A 21,314-nucleotide genomic window follows, 5' to 3' on the forward strand; every position below is an offset into this window, starting at 1 on the left:
GCTACGACGCCGTCAACACCGACCTGGTCACCGTCGACATCAACCCCCAACTCGGCTGGCGGGTGGACGAGCGGCTCTCCGTGGGCTTTGGGCTGTCGGCCCAGTACGCCGATGCGACGCTGTCGCAGATGGTCGTTGGCGACCCGAATGCTCCACCAGATCCGGCTACTGACAACAAGCTCAGCGTGGAGGGCGATGACTGGTCGTACGGCTTCAACCTGGGCGCCCACTACGCCGTCACCGAGGCCACCCAACTCGGCATCGCCTACCGCCACGGCATGAGCCACACCCTCTCCGGCGACGCCGAACTGCGTGAAGAGCTACAGCCCGGACTCGGCACCGAAACCGGCGGCGAGGCGGATCTCGACATCCCGGCCAGCCTCAACCTGGGCGTCAGCCACCGGCTCGACCAGCGTTGGACCCTGCTCGCCGACGCCACCTGGACCCAGTGGAGTGATTTCGACGAGCTGGCCATCCAATTCGATGAAGCCATCCTCGTGGACGCCGCAGGCGATCCAATCCTCGAACAGTCCGATGACTACGACTGGGACGACACCTGGCTGCTCTCCCTGGGCACCCGCTTCGACCTCAACGAGCGCTGGGACCTGCGTGCCGGGGTGGCCTACGACCAGACGCCCACCGGCGACAGCAACCGCACGCCGCGCATCCCCGACGAGGACCGCACCTGGCTGGCGGTGGGCGGCAGCTGGTACCCGGCGGCGGCCGAGCAGCTGAGCGTCGACTTCGGCTACACCTACATCTGGCTGGATGATGCCGAGATCACCGTCGCCGATCGGGAGGAACTCCCAGACGATCCGGTGGACGGCGAGTACGAATCCAACGTGCAGATCTTCGCCGCCTCCGCCAACTGGCGCTTCTAGGCGCTGGCTACGCACCCGCTGCCGCGGGATGCCACACTGTCGAATACGACCTTAGAACGGGGGGACAGGACCATGGCAGAGACCCGGGCGGCGACCTTAGGCGGCGGGTGTTTCTGGTGCATCGAGGGGGTCTTCCAGCGCCTGCGCGGGGTCGAGGCGGCCGTCTCCGGCTACGCCGGCGGCGCGACCGAGCACCCGACCTATCGCCAGGTGTGCAGCGGTACCACTGGCCACGCCGAGGTGGTCCAGGTGCGCTTCGACCCCGAGCAGATCGGCTACCGCGAGCTCCTCGAGGTCTTCTTCACCATCCACGACCCCACCCAGCGCAACCGCCAGGGGCCGGATGTCGGCAGCCAATACCGCTCCATCATCCTCTACGCCGACGAAGAGCAGCGGCGCACCGCCGTGGAGCTCATCCGCGAACTGGATGAGTCCGGCGCCCTGACCGGCCCGGTGGTCACCGAGGTCGAGCCACTCTACGCCTTCTACCCCGCCGAGCCGGAGCACCAGCGCTACTACGACGGCGCCCCGCAGGCCCCCTACTGCCGGGCCATGATCGCGCCGAAGATCGCCCGCGCCCGGGAACGCTACCCTGAGCGCTTCGAGCGGGACTAGCCGCAGTCATCGTGCGGGGGCATACTGCCGGCAGCCGGAATCCATGCAAGGAGCCAGGGTATGACCCCGACCATCACCGTCTCCGAACTCGCCGTCCTGCTGGTGGAGCCCTCCGACGTGCAGCGGCGGATCCTCGCCGAAAGCCTGCGCGAGGCCGGCATCCACCACCTGGAGGAGGCCGGCACGCTGGCCGACGCCCGCGAGCGGTTCCGGGCCATGCGGCCCGATCTGGTGGTCAGCGCCATGTACCTGCCCGACGGGACCGCCGAGGACTTCCTGCTCGAACTCCGCGACGAGCCGGCCACCGCCGACCAGCCCTTCATGCTGGTCTCCAGCGTGCGCGACCGCGGGCAGCTGGAGACCCTGCGCCAGTCCGGGGTCATGGCCATCCTGCCCAAGCCGTTCACCGCCGATGATCTGGACCGGGCGGTGCGCGCCAGCGTGGACCTGCTCAGCGAGCAGGAGCTCGAACTCGACCACGTGGACATCACCACCCTGCGCTTTTTGCTGGTGGACGACAGCCGCATGGCGCGCAGCTACCTGCGCCGGGTCTTCGAGACCCTCGGGGCGGAGCACTTCGTCGAGGCCGCCAACGGGCGCGAGGCGGTGGAGGCACTGCACCGCTCGAGCTTCGATCTGATCGTTACCGACTACAACATGCCGGAGATGGACGGCGCCGAGCTGGTCCGCTATGTCCGCGAACAGCCGCAGTTCCTACACCTGCCCATCCTGATGATCAGCTCCCGTCCCGACCACGCCAGCCTGGCCGGGGTGACCCAGGCCGGGGTGGACACCATCTGCGACAAGCCGTTCGAGCCGGAGACGGCGCGCCAGACCCTGCTGCGCCTGTTCAGCTGAGCGCACCCACCCTCCTGGGGGCCGCCCCGCTCCAACGCCCGCCGAGGCCTCCCCAGGGGCGTATCCCTCAGGTCCGGACCCGACGCCCGCCCCGGGCAACCGACCAGGCCCAGTGGCCGGCGCGGCGCACCGCCCGGCGCGCCGGGACAATGATCAACGTCAGCATGACACCGGCGGCGGCACGCTCGACCCACTCCGGCCAGATCTCCCGGGCGGCACCGGCCATGGCCGCCGGCTCGAGCCCGCCCAGGGCCACCACGCCATCGACGACCAGTCCGACCATCAGGGCCGCTACGACGATGCTGCCCAGATAGACCCCTGCGGCCGGGGTGCCCAGCTCCCGGCGCAGGACCAGCAGCGTGGCCAGGCTGGTCACCGGCCCGGCAATCAAAAAGACCAGCACCGCCCCCGGCGACACCCCGGCGATCAGCATCGCCGCGGCCACCGGCGTGGCCGCCGTGGCACAGACGTACAGCGGGATCCCCACCAGGGCCAGCACAACCATGGCCAGCAGCCCGCTGCCCCAGGCCGCCAGAGAACCGGGCGGGACGAAGGTGATCATCAGCCCGGCGAGGATCAGGCCGATGATCAGCCAGGTGCCAATGTCATCGATGAGCCGGAGCATCACCCGGCCCATGTGGCGCACCGGCCCGGGGTCCGGGGCGTACTCGGCATGGTCCGTCGACCCCGTGCACCCCGACGCGCAGCCGGCCTCTCCGACCGTCGCCGGCACGGCCGGCGGCACCCGGCCCACGGCCAGCCCGGTGGCGATGGCCGTGGCCACGGCACCCACCACCCGTGAGACCGCCATGAACGGACCCATCAGCACCCAGGTCAACACCACCGAGTCGATGCCGATCCCCGGCGTGCCCACCAGAAAGGCCGTGGAGGCCCCGCGCGAGGCCCCCCCGCGGTGGAGGGAGAGCGCGGTGGGGATGGCGCCGCAGGAGCACAGCGGCAGCGGCGCTCCGATCACCGCGGCACGGGCCACCGACGCAACCCCCGAACCGCCCAGCCACTGACGGAGCCGGTGGGTCGGGATCAACACCTGGACCACCGCCCCCAGCGCCAGGCCGATGAGCAGCCAGGGCGCCACCGTTGCGGTGACGTCGAGGATGTTGGTGCCGGCTTCGATGGCAGTGGCGATCATCGGGCGCTCCGCCGGTTGCTTGCAGGCCGCGGGATGTCCGGAGACGCCCGCCGCATCGCGCGGCGGGCGTCCGGGTCACCCCCTAGAGGTGCGGCGCCGCCGGCGGCCCCTGCCCCGGCTGCCAGGAGAGCTGCATGCGCCGCTTCTCCTCCTGCAGGCCGCGGATCAGGGCGTAGCACATCAGCAGCATCAGCAGCGAGAACGGCAACGCCGAGACGATGGCCGCCGCCTGCAGCGCCGCCAATCCGCCGGCGATTAGCAGGACACCGGCCACACACCCCTCAGCGACACCCCAAAAGGCACGCTGGTACGTCGGCGGCTCGGTATTACCCACGGACAGGAGCATGGTCACCACCAGCGTCGCCGAGTCCGACGAGGTGATGAAGTAGGTGGCGATCAGGACCGTGGCGATCACCGCGAAGAGGGTGGCGATCACCCCGGGGGCGACGGCCTCGATGGTGTAGTAGAGGGCGATGGTCTCGTCCTCCGCCACGGCGTCCACCAGCCCGCCGGCACCGAAGAGCTCCTGATACAGCCCGGTACCGCCGAAGACGGTCAGCCAGGCCAGGGCAAGCAGCGTCGGAACCAGCAGCACACCACCGAGGAACTCCCGGATCGTCCGGCCGCGCGAGATGCGGGCGATGAACATGCCCACGAAGGGCGCCCAGGCAATCCACCAGCCCCAGTAGAAGGCGGTCCAGGACTTCTGCCACCCATCGGCCTCGCGGGCGCCGCTGGCGTCCGTCCAGAAGCTCAGGTAGACCACGTTCTGCAGGTAGTCACCGATACCCTGGACAAAGCTCGAGAGCAGATAGAGCGTCGGCCCCAGGGTCAGGAAGAAGAGCAGGATCACGGCGCTGAGGATCAGATTCAGCTGCGAGAGGACCTTCACCCCTCGCCCGACCCCGGAGACCACCGACCCGACCGCGATGAGCGTCACCACGGCGACAATGAGCAGCTGATTCGTGGTGCTTAGCCCGATCCCGAACAATTCGTCCAGGCCCGTATTGATCTGGATCGCACCGAACCCGAGCGAGGTAGCCACCCCAAAGATGGTGCCGAAGACGGCCAGCACGTCCGCCGCGTGCCCCAGCGGCCCGTAGATGCGGTTGCCGATCAGCGGGTAGAGCGCCGAGCGGATGGCCAGCGGCAGCTTCTTGCGGTAGCAGAAGAAGGCCAGCGACAGCGCCACGATGGCGTAGATCGCCCAGGGATGGAATCCCCAGTGGAAGTAAGTCAGGCGCATGGCCGACTCAGCCGCAGCGGCCGCCTCCCCCTCGTCGATAAAGGGGTTGCCCTGGAAGTGCCAGACCGGCTCGGCGATGCTCCAGAACAGCAGACCGATGCCCATGCCGGCGCCGAAGAGCATGGAGAACCAGGCGAAGTAGCTGAACTCCGGCGGACGGTCGTCGTCGCCGAGCTTGAGATCGCCGAAGCGGCTGAACATCAGGAACAGCGCAAACAGCAGGAAGAAGGCGACAACCCCGATGTAGTACCACTTGAAGGTATCGAGGACCCAACCGCTGACCCCTTCGAAGACTGTCTCTGCGTACTCCGGATCCCAGGCGCCAAAGATCAGGAACCCGATCACGATCAGCGCGGCCGTGCCGGTCAGCGGGACGTTCAACCCTTTCAGCGGGCCTCTCTGTGCACGCACGTCTTGTTCCCCCGGCTGCCCTTAGAAGTACTCTTCACCGACGTGGTCCCCGTAGCCACCGACGGCCCGGTAGACGACATCGCCCCGGGGGTTCTCCCGGTGGTCCACCAACGAGACGGTGGGCTGGCGATTGACGGCGGTACGCTGCCCGAGGTAGATGCACACCGGCATGCCGATGTTCGTCGTGCCCACGGTGATCCACAGGCGGTTGAAGCCGAAACCGCCGCCGACAAAGTCGAGCTGGGTGAGCGCGTCGTCGAAGCCACCGACGAAGTAGTTGCGCTGCTCGCGGCTCGCGAAGACGTGGACCCGGATGTAGGCGTGGATGAGTTCGTTGACAAGCTCGGGGAGGCGGAACTCGCCGGTGATCTCGGCGCCCTCGTGGTGCTCGGCGAAGGGGTCCACGTGGACGGTCAGATCCTCCGGCTGCGGGTTGAAACGCGGCAGGTAGCGCACGTAGGCCGAGGTGTCGGCCAGGGTGTAGCGCACCCGCACGATGCGCATCTGCTCGACGATCTCATCGACGCCCAGCGACTGCGGGTCGACGTGCTCTTCGGTCTCCGGCGTCTGCTCCGGTTCGCTCATGGTGCCTCCGTGATGTGATAACCCGATGATGGTACTGCAAACACCGTCGCCCGCCCAACCCACACCGTTACCCCACCGGCCGGCGGTGCATTGCCGACACCCGACGCCCGCTCTATGATCGGCTCCATGGTTGTAACCGGCATCAGCATCGTGGCGGTCGTGCTGGCACTGCTCATCTGGGCGGTGGCCGCCTCCTACGAGCGCCAGGCAGAAGGCTTCAGCGCCGCCGTGGCCCGGGATGTGAAGTACTGGCAGCGTGGCGCGGCCATCTTTTTCATCATCAGCCTGCTGCCTGGCCTGGTCAGCCGCCCGTCGCCGGATCTTCCCCGGGCAGTCTACGAAACCCTCAGCGCGCTGGCACCCGTCTTTCTGTTCCTCGGGCTGCTGTGCTTCGCCGCGGCACTAAGCAAGCTCATCCCGGCCTGGCGTCGTCACCGAGAGCTGCGCGAGCAAGAGCAGCGCCGCCGCCAGATCGCCGCCCGGGGCGGCCCCTATCCCGAGCTCTCGGCTGCCTTGGCCGAGAGCATCCAGCAGTGCCTCCCCGAGCTTGAGGTCACCACCGACCAGCGCTCCGCCGAAGGCCACCATGCCAGCCTGCTCATCGACTCCTCCATGGAGTCGCAGCGCTACGTCATCTACGCCCTCCCCCGGGAGCACCTGCATCTGGAGGGCGGCCGCGGGGTCAACCCCAACGCGGTGCAGCGGGCCTGCGAGACCGCCGCCGCCTTCGCCGGCCGGCCCATCCTCTGGGCCCCGTTGCCCGGCCACGGTACCCCTCAGGGCTACGCCGCCGACAGCGGCTCGGAGCTGCGGCCGTACATCGTCGAAGGCAAGGACATCCACCTGGCGGAAGCGGTCAAGAAGTTCGATCTAGCGGCGCGCTCGGAGCGGCGCCGACGCGAAGCCCGCGAAGCCGCTCGCGCCGCCAGCGAGGGCGACCCGCGCCACCACGTCCCGGTGCGCAGCGAGACCACGGCCGAACGCGGCCGGCGCCAGCACGACCGCGAGAGCTGGGAGCGCTTCAACCTGCTCGCCCCGCGGCATCCGCACATCGTCGAGGAGGTCCAGCGCCGCACGCGCGAGCTGTGCGACCGCTGCCTGACGCCGATCCCCGAGGGCAACGGCGAGGTGGTGGTCACCGATCACGACCACATTTGCAAGAACGACGCCTCGGTGCGGATCGCCCTCAATGAGGGCAACGAGACCCTGACCCAGCACATGCCGGACTGCGGCCAGTGCCACTACGAGACTCCGGAGCTCTACGAGGAGTGCCTGAGCCGGCTGACCCTGGTCCACCCCGGCCGCTGCCCGGCGAGCCCGGATGATCCCGAGGAGGTCGAGCGTCAGGAGCAGTTTGAACAGCGCGCGCGGATGGAGGCCCTGGGCCGGTCATTCCGGGAGTGAATCGGCCACCGCCTGGCGCAGGGCGGCCAAAGTCGGACGACGCCCCGAGACGCCGAGCCGCTGCGCGGCGTCCACCCAGGGTCGGTGCTGCAGAACCTTGCCGATGAAAGCCGCCTCACAGTGCGACATGCGCCCGCGCGACCGGTCCGAATCGATCAGCACCGCCTCGGCCAGGACACGCAACGCCGGCAGCGCCGCAGCGTACCCGCGCAGGCTGTGGGCGAAGCCGGCCAGCTCCCGCCGCTGCCAGTCGCCCGGCGCCGGCGGCTCGGCGCCCTGCGCAGCGCGGACCACAGCCAGGGCGACCTGCGGATCCATGCGCGCCAGCGGCTCGGCCAGAAGCGCCGAGGCCCCGGCACCGAGCCGAAAGCCGGCCTGCTCCACCCACGCGGCACCTTTCGCATCGAGGCCCCGGGCCATCAGCGCCGAGTGTTCGCCACTGGCCGCATCCCGCCGGGCCCCCACCGCCACGGCGTGCAAGCCACAGGCCCGCCAGAAGTGGATCAGCCCCGGCGTAGCGCCGAAGCTGGTGCCGACAAGGGCACAGCCGTTCCTGCGGCCACGCTCGGTCACGGCATCGACCAGCGCGGCGCCCAGCCCACGCCCCCGTCGCCGGGGGTGAACGGCGATGCGCTGGATGCGCAGGGCGCGGCCGGTGGGTGCCGCCTCGATGCCGGCGTGGGTGGCCAGGGCCTGGGGCAGCAGGTGGCCATGGGGCCGACGCCGCTCGGCCCACACCTCGTGGGCCGTTGCCGGATCAAGCCCGCCCTCCTCGGCAGCCACCGCCACGCCGACCACGGCACCTGCCTCCTCGGCCAAGAACAGGTGCCGCCGCGGGCCATCGAGGAGCTGGTGGAGGTCGAAGGGTCGCGTCCGGTAGTGGGCCGCCACCAGCAGCCCAAAGGCCTGGCGCAGCCGCTGCTCATCCTGCGCCAAAGCCTCCTGGCTGACCGGCACGATCCGCGCTGCCGGGGCCTCTGCGGTGTCCCCGAGTTCGGCCGGCTCGGCGTCGAGGCAGAGCACGCGCCCCAGCCACGCCTCCAGGGGATCGTCGAGCTCCCAGCGGATCGGCGTCTCCAGCCGGACTGCCCGCCATCCGGGGGCCTCGGCATCGAGCACGCCTCGAAAGCGCAGGTCGAAGCCACGCCCACTGCCCTCGTAGCCGTGCACCGTGCTCGCGAAGGCGATGCGCGAGGCGTGCTCGAGTAGACGCCGAAGCAGATCCACCGGCAGCCCCGCGGCCTCGTCCACCAGCAGCAGATCGCCGGTTTCCGGGCGGTCGATCAGTGCCTCGGGCTCGCGGTAGACGACCTCGGCACCGGCACAGCACAGGCGGCGGCGCTCGACCCGCACGCCGCCGCAGCGCTCGGCGGCGTGCTCGAACAGACCGTCGGCGGCGTGGATCGTCGGCGCGGTGATCACCACCCGCTGCACCCGGCGTTGAAGCAGGAGTTCACCCACCGCAATGCCCAGCGCGGCGGACTTGCCGCGACCACGATCGGCGGTTAGCACCGCCGGGCGGCGGCGGTGACCGTCGACCACCCGCATCACCGCCTCCACGGCGCGCTGTTGATCGGCACTTCGGCAACCGTAGGGGTGGTCACCATGGGGCACCGGCGGCGGCGCCGGCTCGAGGTCGGGGGGCGGTTGCGCCGGGGTCAGGCAGGCGACGCTCGAAGACTGCTCCAGCCCGACCATCAGGCGCCGGAGGAAGCGGGTGCCGACCTCCTCCCGCCGGTGCCCGGCAGGGATCAGCCGACCGAGCAGCGGATCCGGAGCGCTCGGCCACTGCCCCCAGGCCGGCGTGAGCATGACCAGCACACCGCCCCCGCGCAATGATCCGACCGCGGCACCGAGGGCATCTGCATCGACACCGGCGTGCGCGTCGTAGACCAAGAGATCCACGGTGCGCCCGAGCACGCGCCGGAAGTCCCGTGCCACCAGCCGCTCCACCCGATCGGGCAACCCCTCAGCCGGCGGCTCGCCGATCCAGCAGATCCGGGCGTCGGCGGGGAGCTGTCGCGCCGCCGTATCGCGCCCCCAGTGCGGCGGCCCAGCGAGGACCACCGTGCGGCGGCTCACGCCACCTCCCGCCAGAGCTCCTGGAGGCGTTTCTCCGAGACCTTCTCCCGGGCACCGACGTCCTGGGCGAAGAGCGAGATACGGTACTCCTCGAGCATCCAGCGCAGTTGCTCCAGTGCCGGATCCGGAACGCCGCGCTCGGCCCGCGCCGCCAGGCGTTGGTGCACCCGCTCGTGCCAGGGGCGGATGGTGCGCAGCGGCGCTCGATCCTTGGCCGGGTCAAGTCTCAGCTTCTCCACCCGGCGTTCGAGCCCCCGCAGGTAACGCGGCAGCTCGCCGAATCGCTGCGGCGGCAGGTCTTCCAGGAAGCCGGGGTAAACCAGGCTGTTCAGGTGCTCGTCGATATCCCGCAGGCTCTCCAGCAGGGCGGGACTGTTGAGCTTTTTCAGCGCCTGGCGCAGCGACTGGTAGCGGGTCAGTACGTCATCCAGGGCGGCACACAGGCCCTGGGCGCAGGAGACCAGCTCGCCGCGCCCGGCGGCGAGGCGGGCCTCGAAGGTCGCGGCATCCCGCGGCAGCCCGTCGGCGAGGAAGCAGCGGTCGAAGACCGCCCGCAGCAGGGCCTCACGCAGCTGATCATCGCTGCCCAGGCCGCGGTATTTGAGCCGCAGGGCCTTGAGCTCATCGAGCTTACGCAGCGCGCGCACCTGCTGCGGCAGGGCCAGCATGAACAGCCGCCGCACCCCGGCGTGGGTCTGTGCCACAGCAGGCTCGGCAGCATCGAGCAGCAGCCGGGTGACGGAGTCCCCTTCATCCCGGAGCGCCGGGTAGCCCTGGAAGCGGACACCGCCCTCCTCCAGCACCACCGATTCGGGCAGCGGCCCGAAATCCCAGGCGGTGATGCCCTCGCGGTGCCACTCGGTGCCGGGGCCAGAGCCGCTGCCGCCGCCCGTGGCGGCAAACTCCTCGCTGGCCGCCTCGCTCAGCCCGGACTGGAGCGCAAGCAGATCGCGACCCTCCTCCAGGGTGCGGCCCTCGCGGTCTACCACGCGGAAGGCCATGCGCAGGTGCTCCGGCAGCTCCACGGCCTCAAAGGCGCCAGGCGGCAGCTCCACCCCGGTAACCCGCTGCAGGTGGCGGGCCACCGCGTCGGTCAGCGCCCCCTCCCGGTGGGGCACCGCCTCCAGCACAGCGCGGGCGAAATCCGGCGCCGGCACGAAGTGCTTGCGCAGGGCCTTGGGCAGTCCGCGGATCAAGGCCGTTACCTTCTCCTGCAGCAGTCCCGGCACCAGCCACTCGAACGGCTCGGGCTGCAACTGTTTCAGCGCCGCCACCGGGATCACGGCGGTGACCCCGTCACGCTCGCTGCCCGGCTCCAGGTGGTACTCCAGGGCCAGCTCCACCCCACCGACGGTCATTCGGTCGGGGTACTGATCGACGGAGATCTCCTCTGTATCCCGGCGCATCAGCGCCTCGCGGGTCATATACAGGCACTGCGGGTCGTCCCGTTCGGCGCGCCGGCGCCAACGCTCGAAGGCCGCGGCATCGTGGATCTCCGCCGGTATGCGGGCATCGTAGAAGGCCACCAGCTGCTCTTCATCGACGAGGACGTCGCGCCGCCGGGCCTTGGCCTCGAGACGCTCGACATCGTCGACGAGGGCCTGGTTGTGGGCCAGGAACGAGCCGCGGGTACGGATCTCGCCGGCGACCAGGCCGTCACGCAGGAACAGCCGCCGCGCCTCCTGCGGGTCGAGCCGCCCGTAGTCGACCTTGCGCCCCGAGACCAGGGTGAGCCCGAATAGACTCACCTGCTCCTCGGTGACCACACGCCCGGCCCGCTTCTCCCAGCGCGGCTCGCCGTAGCTACGCGAGACCAGGTGCCCGGCCAGCTGCTCGACCCACTCCGGGCGGATCTCGGCCACCGTGCGGGCGAAGAGCCGGCTGGTTTCCATCAGCTCGGCGGCCACGATCCACTTGGGGCGACGCCGCGCCAGCCCCGATCCGGGGAAGATCTGCAGCTTGACGCCGCGCGCGCCGAGGTAGGTGCGCTCCTCGTGCAGGGTGGCCACCTGGCTGAGCAGCCCGGTGAGCAGGGCCCGGTGGACGGCCTCGTAGGGGAAGTCCGCCTCGTCGGACCGCCCCGCCGACTCGCCCTGCCCGCCCTCGTCGCCGGAGGACCGGCGGCGCTCCGCCTCCTTGAGCATCTCCGCGAACTGGCGGCGGATGTCGGCCCACTCACGCATGCGCTGTGGCGCCAGGAAGTGCTCACGGCACCACTGCGTCAGCTTGCGCCGGGACAGGCTGCGCCGCTGCGCCTGGTAATCATCCCACAGCCTCAGCAGGGCAGCGAAATCGCTCTTCGGATCGTGCCAGCGCGCATGGGCCCGGTCCGCGGCCTCCTGCGCCTCCATCGGCCGCTCACGCGGATCCTGCACGGAGAGCGCGGCGGCGATGATCAGGACTTCGCGCTGCACACCCGTCTCGCGGGCAGCGAGCAGCATGCGACCGATGCGCGGATCCGCCGGGATGCGCGCCAGGCGCCGGCCCAGGTCGGTGAGTTCCCGGCGCTCATCCACGGCCTCGAGCTCGAAGAGCAGGCGCAGGGCGTCGTTGATGTAGCGCCGCTCCGGGGGCTCGACGAACGGAAAGCGCTCGATATCGCCCAGGCCCATGGCCTTCATCTGCAGGATGACCCCGGCGAGGTTGGTGCGCAGGATCTCCGGGTCGGTATAGCGGGGCCGACTCGCGTAATCCTCCTCGCTGTAGAGACGGATGCAGATCCCCGGCGCCTCGCGCCCGCAGCGACCGGCGCGCTGGTCTGCAGAGGCCTGGGCGATGGGCTCGACCGGCAGCCGCGAGACCTTGGTGCGATGGCTGTAGCGGCTGATCCGCGCCCGCCCGGTATCCACCACGTAGCGGATGCCGGGAACGGTCAGCGAGGTCTCCGCCACGTTGGTGGCGAGCACCACCCTTCGCCCGCCGGCGCCGGGATGGAAGACCCGCTGCTGCTCGGCGCTGGAGAGCCGGGCGTAGAGCGGCAGGATCTCGGTGCCCCGGGGCGGCTGCTTGCGCAGGGCCTCGGCGCACTCGCGGATCTCGCGCTCACCGGAGAGAAAGACCAGCACGTCGCCCGGGCCCTCACAGGCGAGCTCATGCACCGCCTCGGTCACCGCCTGGGGCTGCTCAACCCCCTCGCGCTCCTCGTAGGGCCGGTAGCGGATCTCCACCGGGTACGTGCGTCCGGACACCTCGCGCACCGGTGCGCCGTCGAAATGCTCGGCGAAGCGCTCCGGATCGATGGTCGCCGAGGTGACGATCACCTTCAGGTCCGGCCGTCGCGGCAGCAGGCGCTTGAGATAGCCGAGGATGAAGTCGATGTTGAGGCTGCGCTCGTGGGCCTCGTCGATGATCAGGGTGTCGTAGGCGTCCAGGTGCCGGTCGGACTGGATCTCGGCGAGCAACATCCCGTCGGTAAGCAGCTTGATCCGGCTCTCTTCACCCACCTGATCGGTGAAACGGACCTTGTAGCCCACCGTCTCCCCGATCCGGGTATCCGTCTCCTCGGCCAGGCGCTCGGCCAGCGCCCGGGCGGCGATGCGCCGTGGCTGGGTGTGGCCGATCAGTCCGCGGCTGCCCAGGCCAAGCTCCAGGCACATCTTGGGCAGCTGGGTGGATTTACCCGACCCCGTGGCACCACAGACCACCACGACCTGGTGATCGCGCAGGGCCTCGAGCAGTTCCTCGCGGCGCTGGACCACCGGCAGGTCGGGGTCGTAGCGAAGCGCCACGGCCTCGTCCCGGCGCCGGGCGACCTCCGCCTCGGCGGCGGCCAGATCCTGCTCCAGGCGCGCCACCCCGCGGTCGAAGGGTTTGCCCTGCCGGGCACGCCGTTCGAGCCCGGCCAGACGGCGCCGCAGGATCGGGCGCTGCGGGCCGAAGGCCCCCTCAATGCGCTCACGCAGCGCCCGGAGCTGGCGCGGTACGCCCCCCACGAGTGCCGGCTACTCCTCGTGGCCGGTAATAGCCCGGTACTTGCGGGGCGGCAGCTGCACCACCTGCACCGACCAGCCATCTTCCTCGCAGTCGAGGATGAGCATCGACGGCCCCTCGTTGACCCGCACACGGCCCGCGGCCCCCGGGTTGAGCACCCACGGCTGCGTGGTGTCGTCGACGCTCAGCTGGTGGCTGTGCCCGCAGGCGATGGCCCGCACCCGCGGGAAGGCCGCGCGCAGGCGCTCATGCCGGCGCGAGGCGGGCTCGTAGCCATCGCCGTGGATGACCGCCAGCTCGCCGCCGGGCAGGTCAAGGACCGAGTGCGCCGGCAGGTTCTCGAGCATGTGCGCCTCGTGGTCCGGCCAGGTCTCTGGCCCGTCGACGTTGCCGCGTACGGCCACCACCTCCTCGCGCGGCTGCATGGCACAGAGCACATCGGCCCCGCCCACATCGCCGGCGTGCACCGCCAGGTCACACTCGGCGATGTGGTCGGCGATGCGTGGGTCGAGGAAGCCGTGGGTATCGGCGATGATACCTACTCGCATGGGGACCCCTTCCCTGACGCAGGGCGGTCGCAATCAGCCGCGCGCGAAGGCCTCGTCTAGGGCCTGGCGCAGCGCGGCGTAATCGTGGGTAACCGGGAACTGCGGGAACTGCCCGGCGATCTCCGCTGGTGGGCAGAAGAAGATCCCCTGGTCCGCTGCGCCGAGCATCCGCGTGTCGTTGTAAGAGTCGCCAGCGGCGGCTACCCGGAAGTTCAGGCTGCGCAGCGACTCCACGGCCTGTCGCTTGTGATCCTCGAGGCGGATGTGGAAGTCGGCAATCCGACCCGCCTCGCTCACCTCAAGGCTGTGGCAGAACAGCGTCGGCCAGCCGAGCTGCGCCATCAGCGGACGGGCAAACTCGTAGAAGGTGTCGGAGAGGATGATCACCTGATAGTCGGCGCGCAGCCCGTCGAGGAACTCGCGGGCCCCGGGCAGCGGCTCGAGCCGGGCCACCACGGACTGGATGTCGGCCAGTCCCAGGCCGTGCCGGTCCATGTCCGCCAGGCGCATGGTCATCAGCTCGTTGTAGTCCGGAACGTCCCGCGTCGTGGCGCGGAAGGCGTCGATGCCGGTGATGTCGGCGAGGTTGATCCAGATCTCCGGAACCAGCACGCCCTCGAGATCGAGACAGACGATGTTCAAGCGATTGTCCTCCTGGCGAGCGTTTCCCGGGCACACTTGCCCCGGTTGGCGCGATTGCGCGGCCAATCTATTCATATTGGATGCCGGGTGCAAGCGAAACGGCACGACCCGCGGGACAATGTAGCGTCGACCGGCCAGAACGTCGATAATGGGCGCGCTAGCCGTAGACGCTGCGGCCCACGATCGCGGAACCGAACAAGGAGGCAGACCCTATGTCCGAGCGCTATTCCGATAGTCGCGTCGCGACGGCAACCGGCGGTGCCGCCACCCAGGCGCTGGCCACCAACCGGCTGATCCGCAACACTTACATCCTTCTGGCCATGACGCTGGCGTTCAGCGCCGTGACGGCCGGCGCGGCCGTGCTCACCGACGCACCGCGTCTGAACATCTTCGTCGTCCTCGGCGGGTTCTTCGGTCTTCTTTTCCTGACCCAGTACCTGCGCAACAGCGTCTGGGGGCTGGCGTCGATCTTCGCCCTGACCGGGTTCATGGGCTACACCCTGGGGCCGATCATCAACCTCTACCTGGGCCTGCCCAACGGCGGTCAGACCGTGATGATGGCCTTCGGTGGCACGGCGGCGATCTTCCTGGGCCTGTCGGCCTACGCCCTGACTACCCGGCGCGACTTCAGCTTCATGCGCGGCTTCCTCTTCGCCGGGATCCTGGTCGCGTTCGTCGCCGCCCTGGCCGCCTACTTCCTGCAGATGCCGGGCCTGTCGCTGGCGGTCAGCGTGATGTTCATGATCCTGATGAGCGGGCTGATCCTTTACCAGACCAGCGAGATGATCAACGGCGGTGAGGACAACTACATCATGGCCACCATCACCCTCTACGTGGCCATCTACAACCTGTTCACCAGCCTGCTGCACCTGCTCGGGCTGGCCAACGAGTAACCCGCCGGATCCGTCGTATCGGGCCGGGCGCAATGCCCGGCCCGCCCCTTGCGGGGCTTCCTCCCGATACTGCCGCGTCCCGTCCGCGACCGGAGATCCCGCCGCACGCCGGTGATCGGGATCCAGGGGCCGGGCGCTCTCAGTCGCCCAGAACGCGCACCCCGCCCATGTACGGGACCAGTGCCTCGGGGACACTCACCCGACCATCGGCCTCCTGGTAGTTCTCCAGGATCGCCACCAGGCAGCGCCCCACGGCCAGTCCAGAGCCGTTGAGTGTGTGCACCGGCTCCGGTTTGCCGGTCTCGGGGTTGCGCCAGCGCGCCTGCAGGCGCCGCGCCTGGAAGTCGGTGAAGTTCGAGCAGGAGGAGATCTCCCGGTAGCGCTCCTGCGCCGGCAGCCACACTTCCAGATCGTAGGTGCGCGCCGCCGAGAAGCCGATGTCTCCGCTGCACAGCGACACCACCCGGTAGGGTAGCGCCAGTCGGCGCAGCACCGCCTCGGCGTGGCCGGTGAGCGCTTCCAGCGCATCCCAGGACTCCCCGGGCCGCACCACCTGGACCAGCTCGACTTTCTCGAACTGATGCTGGCGAATCATACCGCGGGTGTCCTTGCCGTAGCTGCCGGCCTCGGAGCGGAAGCACGGCGTGTGACAGACGAAGCGCAGCGGCATATCCGGGTCCTCGACGATGCGCTCCTGGACCAGGTTGGTCACCGGTACCTCGGCCGTCGGCGCCAGATAGAAATCGGGGTCGTGCTCGACGCGGAAGAGATCCGCCTCGAACTTAGGCAGCTGCCCGGTGCCGGTCAGCGCCCGGGCATTGACTAGGTACGGGACGTAGACCTCGGTGTAACCGTGCTCGCTGGTGTGCAGATCGAGCATGAACTGGGTCAGTGCGCGGTGCAGCCGCGCCAGAGGCCCACTGAGGGTGACGAAGCGGCTGCCGGCGATGCGCGCGGCCGCCTCGAAGTCCATCCCGCCGAGCAGCTCGCCCAGATCGACGTGATCCCGCGGCTTGAAGGGCAGCGCCGGAATCCCACCCCACTGGCGGAGCTCGCGGTTATCGGCTTCGTCTTCACCGTCGGGAACCTGGTCGTCGAGGAGGTTGGGCAGGCCAAGATGGAGCGCCTCAAGCTGCTCCTGCACCTCGCTCAGGGCGTTCTCTGCTTCGTTCAGGCGCTCGCCGATGCGCCCCACCTCGGCTTTCAGCGGCTCGATGTCCTCGCCGCGCTTCTTGGCCGCGCCGATCTCTTTGGAGCGCTCGTTGCGCTGGTTCTGCAGCGTCTGCGTCTCCTGCTGCAGCTCGCGCCGCCGGGCATCCAGCGCACGGTAGCCGGCGGCGTCGAATTCGAATCCGCGCCGCGCCAGGTTGGCGGCGATGCCTTCGGGATCGTTACGCAGCAGCTTGGGGTCGATCATAGGTGTCGCAGGCTCCTTGGTTCCGGGGCGGGCGCCATGGCGGCGTGCATTCTAATGATTTCCGGGCGGTCGGCGCCACGGCGCGGCGCGCATTACGCCTGCCGGGTGCGCAACCGCCGGAAGCGCTCGGCAATGCGCTGCTCCAGCCCGCGGTCGGAGGGCTCGTAGTACCGGGTTCCGGCCAACGCATCCGGCATGTACTCGACGCCGGCGGCGAAGGCCTCCGGCTCATCGTGGGCGTAACGGTAACCGCTGCCGAAACCCTGCTCCTTCATGATCCCGGTCGGGGCGTTGCGCAAGTGCATGGGCACCTCCAGCGAGCCGTACCGGCGGACGTCCCGCTCGGCCGCCTGCCAGGCAGTGTAGACGCGGTTGCTCTTGGGTACCGAGGCCTGGAATGCGGCCGCATGGGCCAGGGCCAGGTCCCCCTCCGGCGAACCGAGACGCTCGTACGCCTCGGCGGCGTTCAGGGCCACCTGCAGGGCCCGCGGGTCGGCGTTGCCGATGTCCTCGGAGGCAACCCGGATCAACCGCCGGGCGATGTAGAGCGGATCGCAGCCACCATCGAGCATGCGCGCCAGCCAGTACAGCGCAGCGTCCGGATCCGAACCGCGGATCGACTTGTGCAGCGCCGAGATCTGATCGTAGAAATCGTCGCCCCCCTTGTCGAAGCGCCGTGCCCCGCCGGCGACCGCCTCGGCCACGGCATCGGCGTCGAGGGTTTGCGCATCGACCAGGTCCGCAGCAATCTCGAGGGCCGAGAGCAATCGCCGGGCGTCGCCGTCGGCGGCACGCAGCAGCAGAGCCCGGGCCTCGTCGGTGGCCTGCAGCCGACGCTCCCCCAGGCCGCGCTCCGGGTCGCGCAACGCCCGCTCGAGCAGCTCGGACAGGGCCGTATCGTCCAGGGCCCGCAGCATGTAGACCCGCGCCCGCGAGAGCAGCGCCTTGTTGAGCTCGAAGGAGGGGTTTTCCGTGGTGGCCCCGATAAAGACCACCGTGCCGTCCTCCACGTAGGGCAGGAAGGCGTCCTGTTGCGCCTTGTTGAACCGGTGCACTTCGTCGACGAAAAGCACCGTGCGCCGGCCCGTCTTCCAGAGATCCGTGGCCTCGGCCATGGCACCGCGGATCTCGCGCACCCCGGCGGTCACCGCGGAGAGGGTCAGGAACCGGGCCTCGGCGTGCTCGGCCACCAGGCGGGCGAGCGTCGTCTTGCCACTGCCTGGAGGCCCCCACAGGATCATGGAGTGGGGACGCCCGGCCTCCACGCTCTGCACCAGCGCCCGACCGGAATCGAGCAGATGCCCCTGCCCGGCCATCTCGTCGATGCTGCGCGGGCGCATGCGCTCGGCCAGCGGTGCACTCGGAGGTGCGCTCAACGGACCCCCTCGTCCGGATCGGTCTCGTAGACGTCGACCCCTTCCGGCGGGTCGAAACGGAACCGGTCGGCATCCACGGACTCGTTGATGCGCACCTCGTCGAGTTCGACCCGGGTCACCTGCCCCAGGGCGTCGTCGATCTCCAGCGCACTCGGGTGCCCGTCGCGCATACCCAGCCGGGCCTCATCAAAGGCCTCGCCGCCGTCGCGGGGAGTGAGCCGGACGTAGTCCTCGGTCTCGGCCAACTCGAACAGTTCCGCGAGATCAGCGTAATCGCCGGAGAGCAGCTGCGCGGGTGCACTGCCCAGGACGGCGCGCTGATCCCGCACGGTGACCTGATCGAGCTCGACGTCGTAGACCCAGAGACGCTCACCGTCAGCGATGATCTCTTGGGAGAACGGGCCGGCGTAGGACCAGTGAAAGCGATCCGGGCGGTGGATGGCGAAGTCACCGGAGGACTCCTCAATCACCTGCCCGCGATCGTCCAGAGTGAACTGCTTGAACACCCCCTGGACCGTCTCCACATCGCGGTAGTAGTCCTCCAGTGCCGCCAGCTGCCCGGCTTGCACGGCGTTCAGCGCGAGCGCCAGCACCAGGGCGAGCGCGATTGCGGTTCGTTGGATGGGCGTCATGGGCGTTTTGCCTCCGGGGTTGCGTGCATGGGCACGTCGTGGGAAACGCTCAGGCATCCGGCGGCGGCGGCGCCAGGACCTCGCGACCGCCGTTGGACTGCAACGGCCCGACCACCCCGGCGGCCTCCATCTCCTCGACCAGCCGGGCAGCCCGGTTGTAACCAATCTTCAGCCGCCGCTGCACGCCGGAGATGGAGGCGCGCCGGGTTTCGGTGACGATGCGCACGGCATCGTCATAGAGCGGATCGCTCTCGCTGCCGCCGCCACCACCCCCGTTACCGCCCTCGCCGGGCAGGCCCGGGATGGGGGCCGATTCGCTGGCATCCTGGAGCACTTCGTCGACGTACTCCGGCTCGGCGACCGCCTTGAGATGCTCGACGACACGGTGCACCTCGGCGTCAGAGACGAAGGCGCCATGCACGCGCTGCGGCACGCCGCTGCCCGGCGGCACGTAGAGCATATCGCCGTGGCCGAGCAGCGCCTCGGCGCCCTGCTGGTCCAGGATCGTACGCGAATCCACTTTCGAGGAGACCTGGTAGCCGATCCGCGTGGGGATGTTCGCCTTGATCAGCCCGGTGATGACGTCCACCGAGGGGCGCTGGGTCGCTAGGATGAGATGGATCCCCGCCGCCCGGGCCTTTTGCGCCAGCCTAGCGATGAGCTCTTCAACCTTCTTGCCGACAATCATCATCATGTCGGCCAGCTCGTCGACCACCACCACGATGAAGGGCAGCTCCTCCAGCTCCGGGGCCTGCGGGGTCTCGCCGTCCAAGGTCTGTTCGTTGGGGTCGGCGGCATCAAACAACGGGTCGAGCAGCGGCTCGCCGGCCTCGCGGGCCGCGCGCACCTTGTCGTTGAAGCCGGTGACGTTGCGCACGCCGAGCGCCGCCATCAGGCGGTAGCGCCGCTCCATTTCGGCCACGCACCAGCGCAGGGCGTTGGCGGCGTCGTTCATGTCGGTGACCACCGGGGCGAGCAGATGCGGGATCCCGTCGTAGACCGACAGCTCCAGCATCTTGGGATCGACCATGATCAGCCGGGTCTGCTCGGGGGTGTTGCGGTAGAGCAGCGAGAGGATCATGGCGTTGATCCCCACCGACTTGCCGGAGCCGGTCGTACCGGCCACGAGCAGGTGGGGCATCTTGGCCAGGTCGGCGGTGACCGGATTGCCCCCGATATCCTTGCCCAGCGCCACGGTCAGCGCCGACTTCATGCGTGCGTACTCCTGGGAACGGATGATCTCCGAGAGCGCGATCACGTCGCGCTGCTCATTGGGGATCTCCAGCCCCACCGTGGACTTGCCGGGGATGACCTCCACCACGCGGACCGAGCGCACCGACATGGCGCGGGCCAGATCCTTGGCCAGGTTAGAGATCTGGCTGACCTTGACGCCCGCGGCTGGCAAGACCTCGAAGCGCGTAATGACCGGCCCCGGCTGAACGGTCTCGACCTGGACCTCGACGCCGAAATCGCGCAGCCGCTCCTCGACCTGCTGCGACATGGTCGCCAGCACCTCGCGGCTGTAACCGCCCTTGCCCGCCGGCGGCTGGTCGAGCAAATCCACCGGCGGCACCGGCGAGCCGCCTGCGGCGGGTCCGCTGCGCTTGCTGCGCTCGCTCTTGCGTTGCCGGCGCGGCTTCTCTGCGGCAGAGGAGGGTTCGCGCTGGACCGGCGGCTCCTCAATGACCTGCTCCGGCGGATCCCCGGCACGGGCCCGGGGCAGCAACTGGATCGCCTTGCGCACTTTGCCGCCACCCGACTCCTGCTGCGCCGGTGGCGCGATCCGCGGGGGCTCGGCCCGGGCCGTTCCCTGCTCCTCACGCGACTGGCGCCGCCGCTCCAGCCGCCCCCGTGCGGCCCGCACGCCCCCGACCACACCGCCGACGAGCATCCGCCCGAGCAAGGCACGCAATCTCCCGAACAACTCCAGCGTCCAGCGCCCGACGCGTTCGGCCAGCGCCAGCCACGAAAACCCCGTGGCCAGGGTCAGCGCCGCCAGAAACAGCGCGCCGGCCATCAGCGACGCCCCGACGAAGCCCAGCCAGCTCTCGAGCTCACCGGCGCTCAGCTCACCGAGCAGCCCACCCGCGCCGAGCGGCAGCGCCTCACCCTCCAGGTGCAGGCTTGCCAGCGCGGCGCCCGCCAGAAGCGCGAGCACCAGCCCCACCGAGCGGACCGCCAGCGCCAGCGGATCGAAACCGGGTTCGTCGAGCATCCGAAACACCCGGTAGGCGGCCCACGCCATGAACAACGGCACCAGATAAGCCAGGTAGCCAAAAAGCACCAGGGCGATATCGGCAAACCAGGCACCGGCAATGCCGCCGAAGTTCTCCACGTCGGCGACGGCGCTGACCCGGCTCCAGCTCGGATCGTCGGCGTCGTAACTCCACAGAGCCAGAAGCATGAAGGCGGCCACGCCCGCGAGCAGCACCATGGCTGCCTCGCGCAGGCGGCGCTGCAACTGATGACCGAGGAACGGCTCGTCCCCGTGTTGTTCTTCCGGCTCCGCCACGGATCTCGTACCCTTTGCAGGAATCAATCCACCATTGTCAGTGACCACCGCGGCAGCGGCAAGTCGCCCCGGCGATGCCTGCACGACGGCGTGAGCAGGCGGTATCATGCTCCGGTGCCCTCAAGGCCCACT

Annotated in this window: 16 protein-coding genes; 5 read left to right on the top strand and 11 right to left on the bottom strand. The window is 69.6% G+C overall.

Going from position 1 to position 21,314, the window contains the following annotated elements; all coding sequences use genetic code 11:
- From LRG07_RS01170 to LRG07_RS01180, 3 genes are all read left to right on the top strand, one after another.
- On the top strand, positions 1-881 hold an 881-nt coding region (locus LRG07_RS01170; RefSeq protein WP_238641594.1), incomplete at its 5' end, for an OmpP1/FadL family transporter.
- A 72-nt stretch (positions 882-953) separates the two neighbouring features.
- Positions 954-1,496 (top strand): peptide-methionine (S)-S-oxide reductase MsrA, encoded by a 543-nt coding sequence (gene msrA / locus LRG07_RS01175; protein ID WP_238641595.1) that lies wholly within the window; start codon positions 954-956, stop codon positions 1,494-1,496.
- 60 nt (positions 1,497-1,556) lie between these two features.
- Positions 1,557-2,354: a response regulator gene (locus tag LRG07_RS01180; protein ID WP_201170447.1), complete on the top strand. Its 798-nt coding sequence runs from the start codon at positions 1,557-1,559 to the stop codon at positions 2,352-2,354.
- A 67-nt stretch (positions 2,355-2,421) separates the two neighbouring features.
- Here LRG07_RS01180 and LRG07_RS01185 read toward each other — a convergent pair whose 3' ends face one another.
- From LRG07_RS01185 to LRG07_RS01195, 3 genes are all read right to left on the bottom strand, one after another.
- Positions 2,422-3,504, bottom strand: a complete 1,083-nt coding sequence (locus tag LRG07_RS01185) for an SO_0444 family Cu/Zn efflux transporter (protein WP_201241947.1) — start codon at positions 3,502-3,504, stop codon at positions 2,422-2,424.
- 82 nt (positions 3,505-3,586) lie between these two features.
- Positions 3,587-5,161, bottom strand: coding sequence for a BCCT family transporter (locus LRG07_RS01190; protein ID WP_238641596.1), 1,575 nt, complete (start codon positions 5,159-5,161; stop codon positions 3,587-3,589).
- A 21-nt stretch (positions 5,162-5,182) separates the two neighbouring features.
- Complete coding sequence (locus LRG07_RS01195; protein ID WP_201170453.1) at positions 5,183-5,746, bottom strand: hypothetical protein; 564 nt, start codon at positions 5,744-5,746, stop codon at positions 5,183-5,185.
- Between the two features lie 126 nt (positions 5,747-5,872).
- On the opposite strand from LRG07_RS01195, the gene LRG07_RS01200 reads away from it, so the two are divergent.
- Positions 5,873-7,150: a hypothetical protein gene (locus LRG07_RS01200; protein ID WP_201241948.1), complete on the top strand. Its 1,278-nt coding sequence runs from the start codon at positions 5,873-5,875 to the stop codon at positions 7,148-7,150.
- On the opposite strand, the gene LRG07_RS01205 is transcribed toward LRG07_RS01200, so the two are convergent.
- The 4 genes from LRG07_RS01205 to thrH are packed head-to-tail and all read right to left on the bottom strand — an operon-like array spanning position 7,136 to position 14,352.
- Complete coding sequence (locus tag LRG07_RS01205; RefSeq protein ID WP_238641597.1) at positions 7,136-9,232, bottom strand: GNAT family N-acetyltransferase; 2,097 nt, start codon at positions 9,230-9,232, stop codon at positions 7,136-7,138. The genes LRG07_RS01200 and LRG07_RS01205 overlap by 15 nt on opposite strands.
- Complete coding sequence (gene hrpA, locus LRG07_RS01210; RefSeq protein WP_238641598.1) at positions 9,229-13,164, bottom strand: ATP-dependent RNA helicase HrpA; 3,936 nt, start codon at positions 13,162-13,164, stop codon at positions 9,229-9,231. The genes LRG07_RS01205 and hrpA overlap by 4 nt, the downstream gene beginning before the upstream one ends.
- A 9-nt stretch (positions 13,165-13,173) precedes the next feature.
- Positions 13,174-13,710 carry a metallophosphoesterase family protein gene (locus tag LRG07_RS01215; protein ID WP_238634638.1) on the bottom strand — a complete coding sequence of 179 codons (537 nt, stop codon included), beginning with the start codon at positions 13,708-13,710 and terminating at the stop codon, positions 13,174-13,176.
- Positions 13,711-13,743: 33 nt separating this feature from the next.
- Entirely contained in the window at positions 13,744-14,352 is a 609-nt protein-coding gene (thrH, locus tag LRG07_RS01220) for a bifunctional phosphoserine phosphatase/homoserine phosphotransferase ThrH (RefSeq protein ID WP_201170466.1), read from the bottom strand.
- A 212-nt stretch (positions 14,353-14,564) separates the two neighbouring features.
- On the opposite strand from thrH, the gene LRG07_RS01225 reads away from it, so the two are divergent.
- Entirely contained in the window at positions 14,565-15,245 is a 681-nt protein-coding gene (locus tag LRG07_RS01225; protein ID WP_238634630.1) for a Bax inhibitor-1/YccA family protein, read from the top strand.
- A gap of 139 nt (positions 15,246-15,384) precedes the next feature.
- Here the strand turns inward: LRG07_RS01225 and serS are convergent, their stop codons facing one another.
- From serS to LRG07_RS01245, 4 genes are all read right to left on the bottom strand, one after another.
- The gene (gene serS / locus LRG07_RS01230; RefSeq protein ID WP_201241950.1) at positions 15,385-16,662 is read right to left on the bottom strand and encodes a serine--tRNA ligase; all 1,278 of its coding nucleotides are present in this window, start codon (positions 16,660-16,662) and stop codon (positions 15,385-15,387) included.
- 92 nt (positions 16,663-16,754) lie between these two features.
- Positions 16,755-18,038, bottom strand: a complete 1,284-nt coding sequence (locus tag LRG07_RS01235) for a replication-associated recombination protein A (RefSeq protein ID WP_274522059.1) — start codon at positions 18,036-18,038, stop codon at positions 16,755-16,757.
- Positions 18,035-18,670 (bottom strand): outer membrane lipoprotein chaperone LolA, encoded by a 636-nt coding sequence (gene lolA / locus LRG07_RS01240; protein ID WP_201170470.1) that lies wholly within the window; start codon positions 18,668-18,670, stop codon positions 18,035-18,037. The genes LRG07_RS01235 and lolA overlap by 4 nt, the downstream gene beginning before the upstream one ends.
- Before the next feature lie 49 nt (positions 18,671-18,719).
- Entirely contained in the window at positions 18,720-21,290 is a 2,571-nt protein-coding gene (locus tag LRG07_RS01245; protein WP_201170473.1) for a DNA translocase FtsK, read from the bottom strand.
- Positions 21,291-21,314: the final 24 nt, after the last annotated feature.

It is taken from the genome of Halorhodospira sp. 9622, from assembly GCF_022228025.1.
GTDB lineage: Bacteria > Pseudomonadota > Gammaproteobacteria > Nitrococcales > Halorhodospiraceae > Halorhodospira > Halorhodospira halophila_A.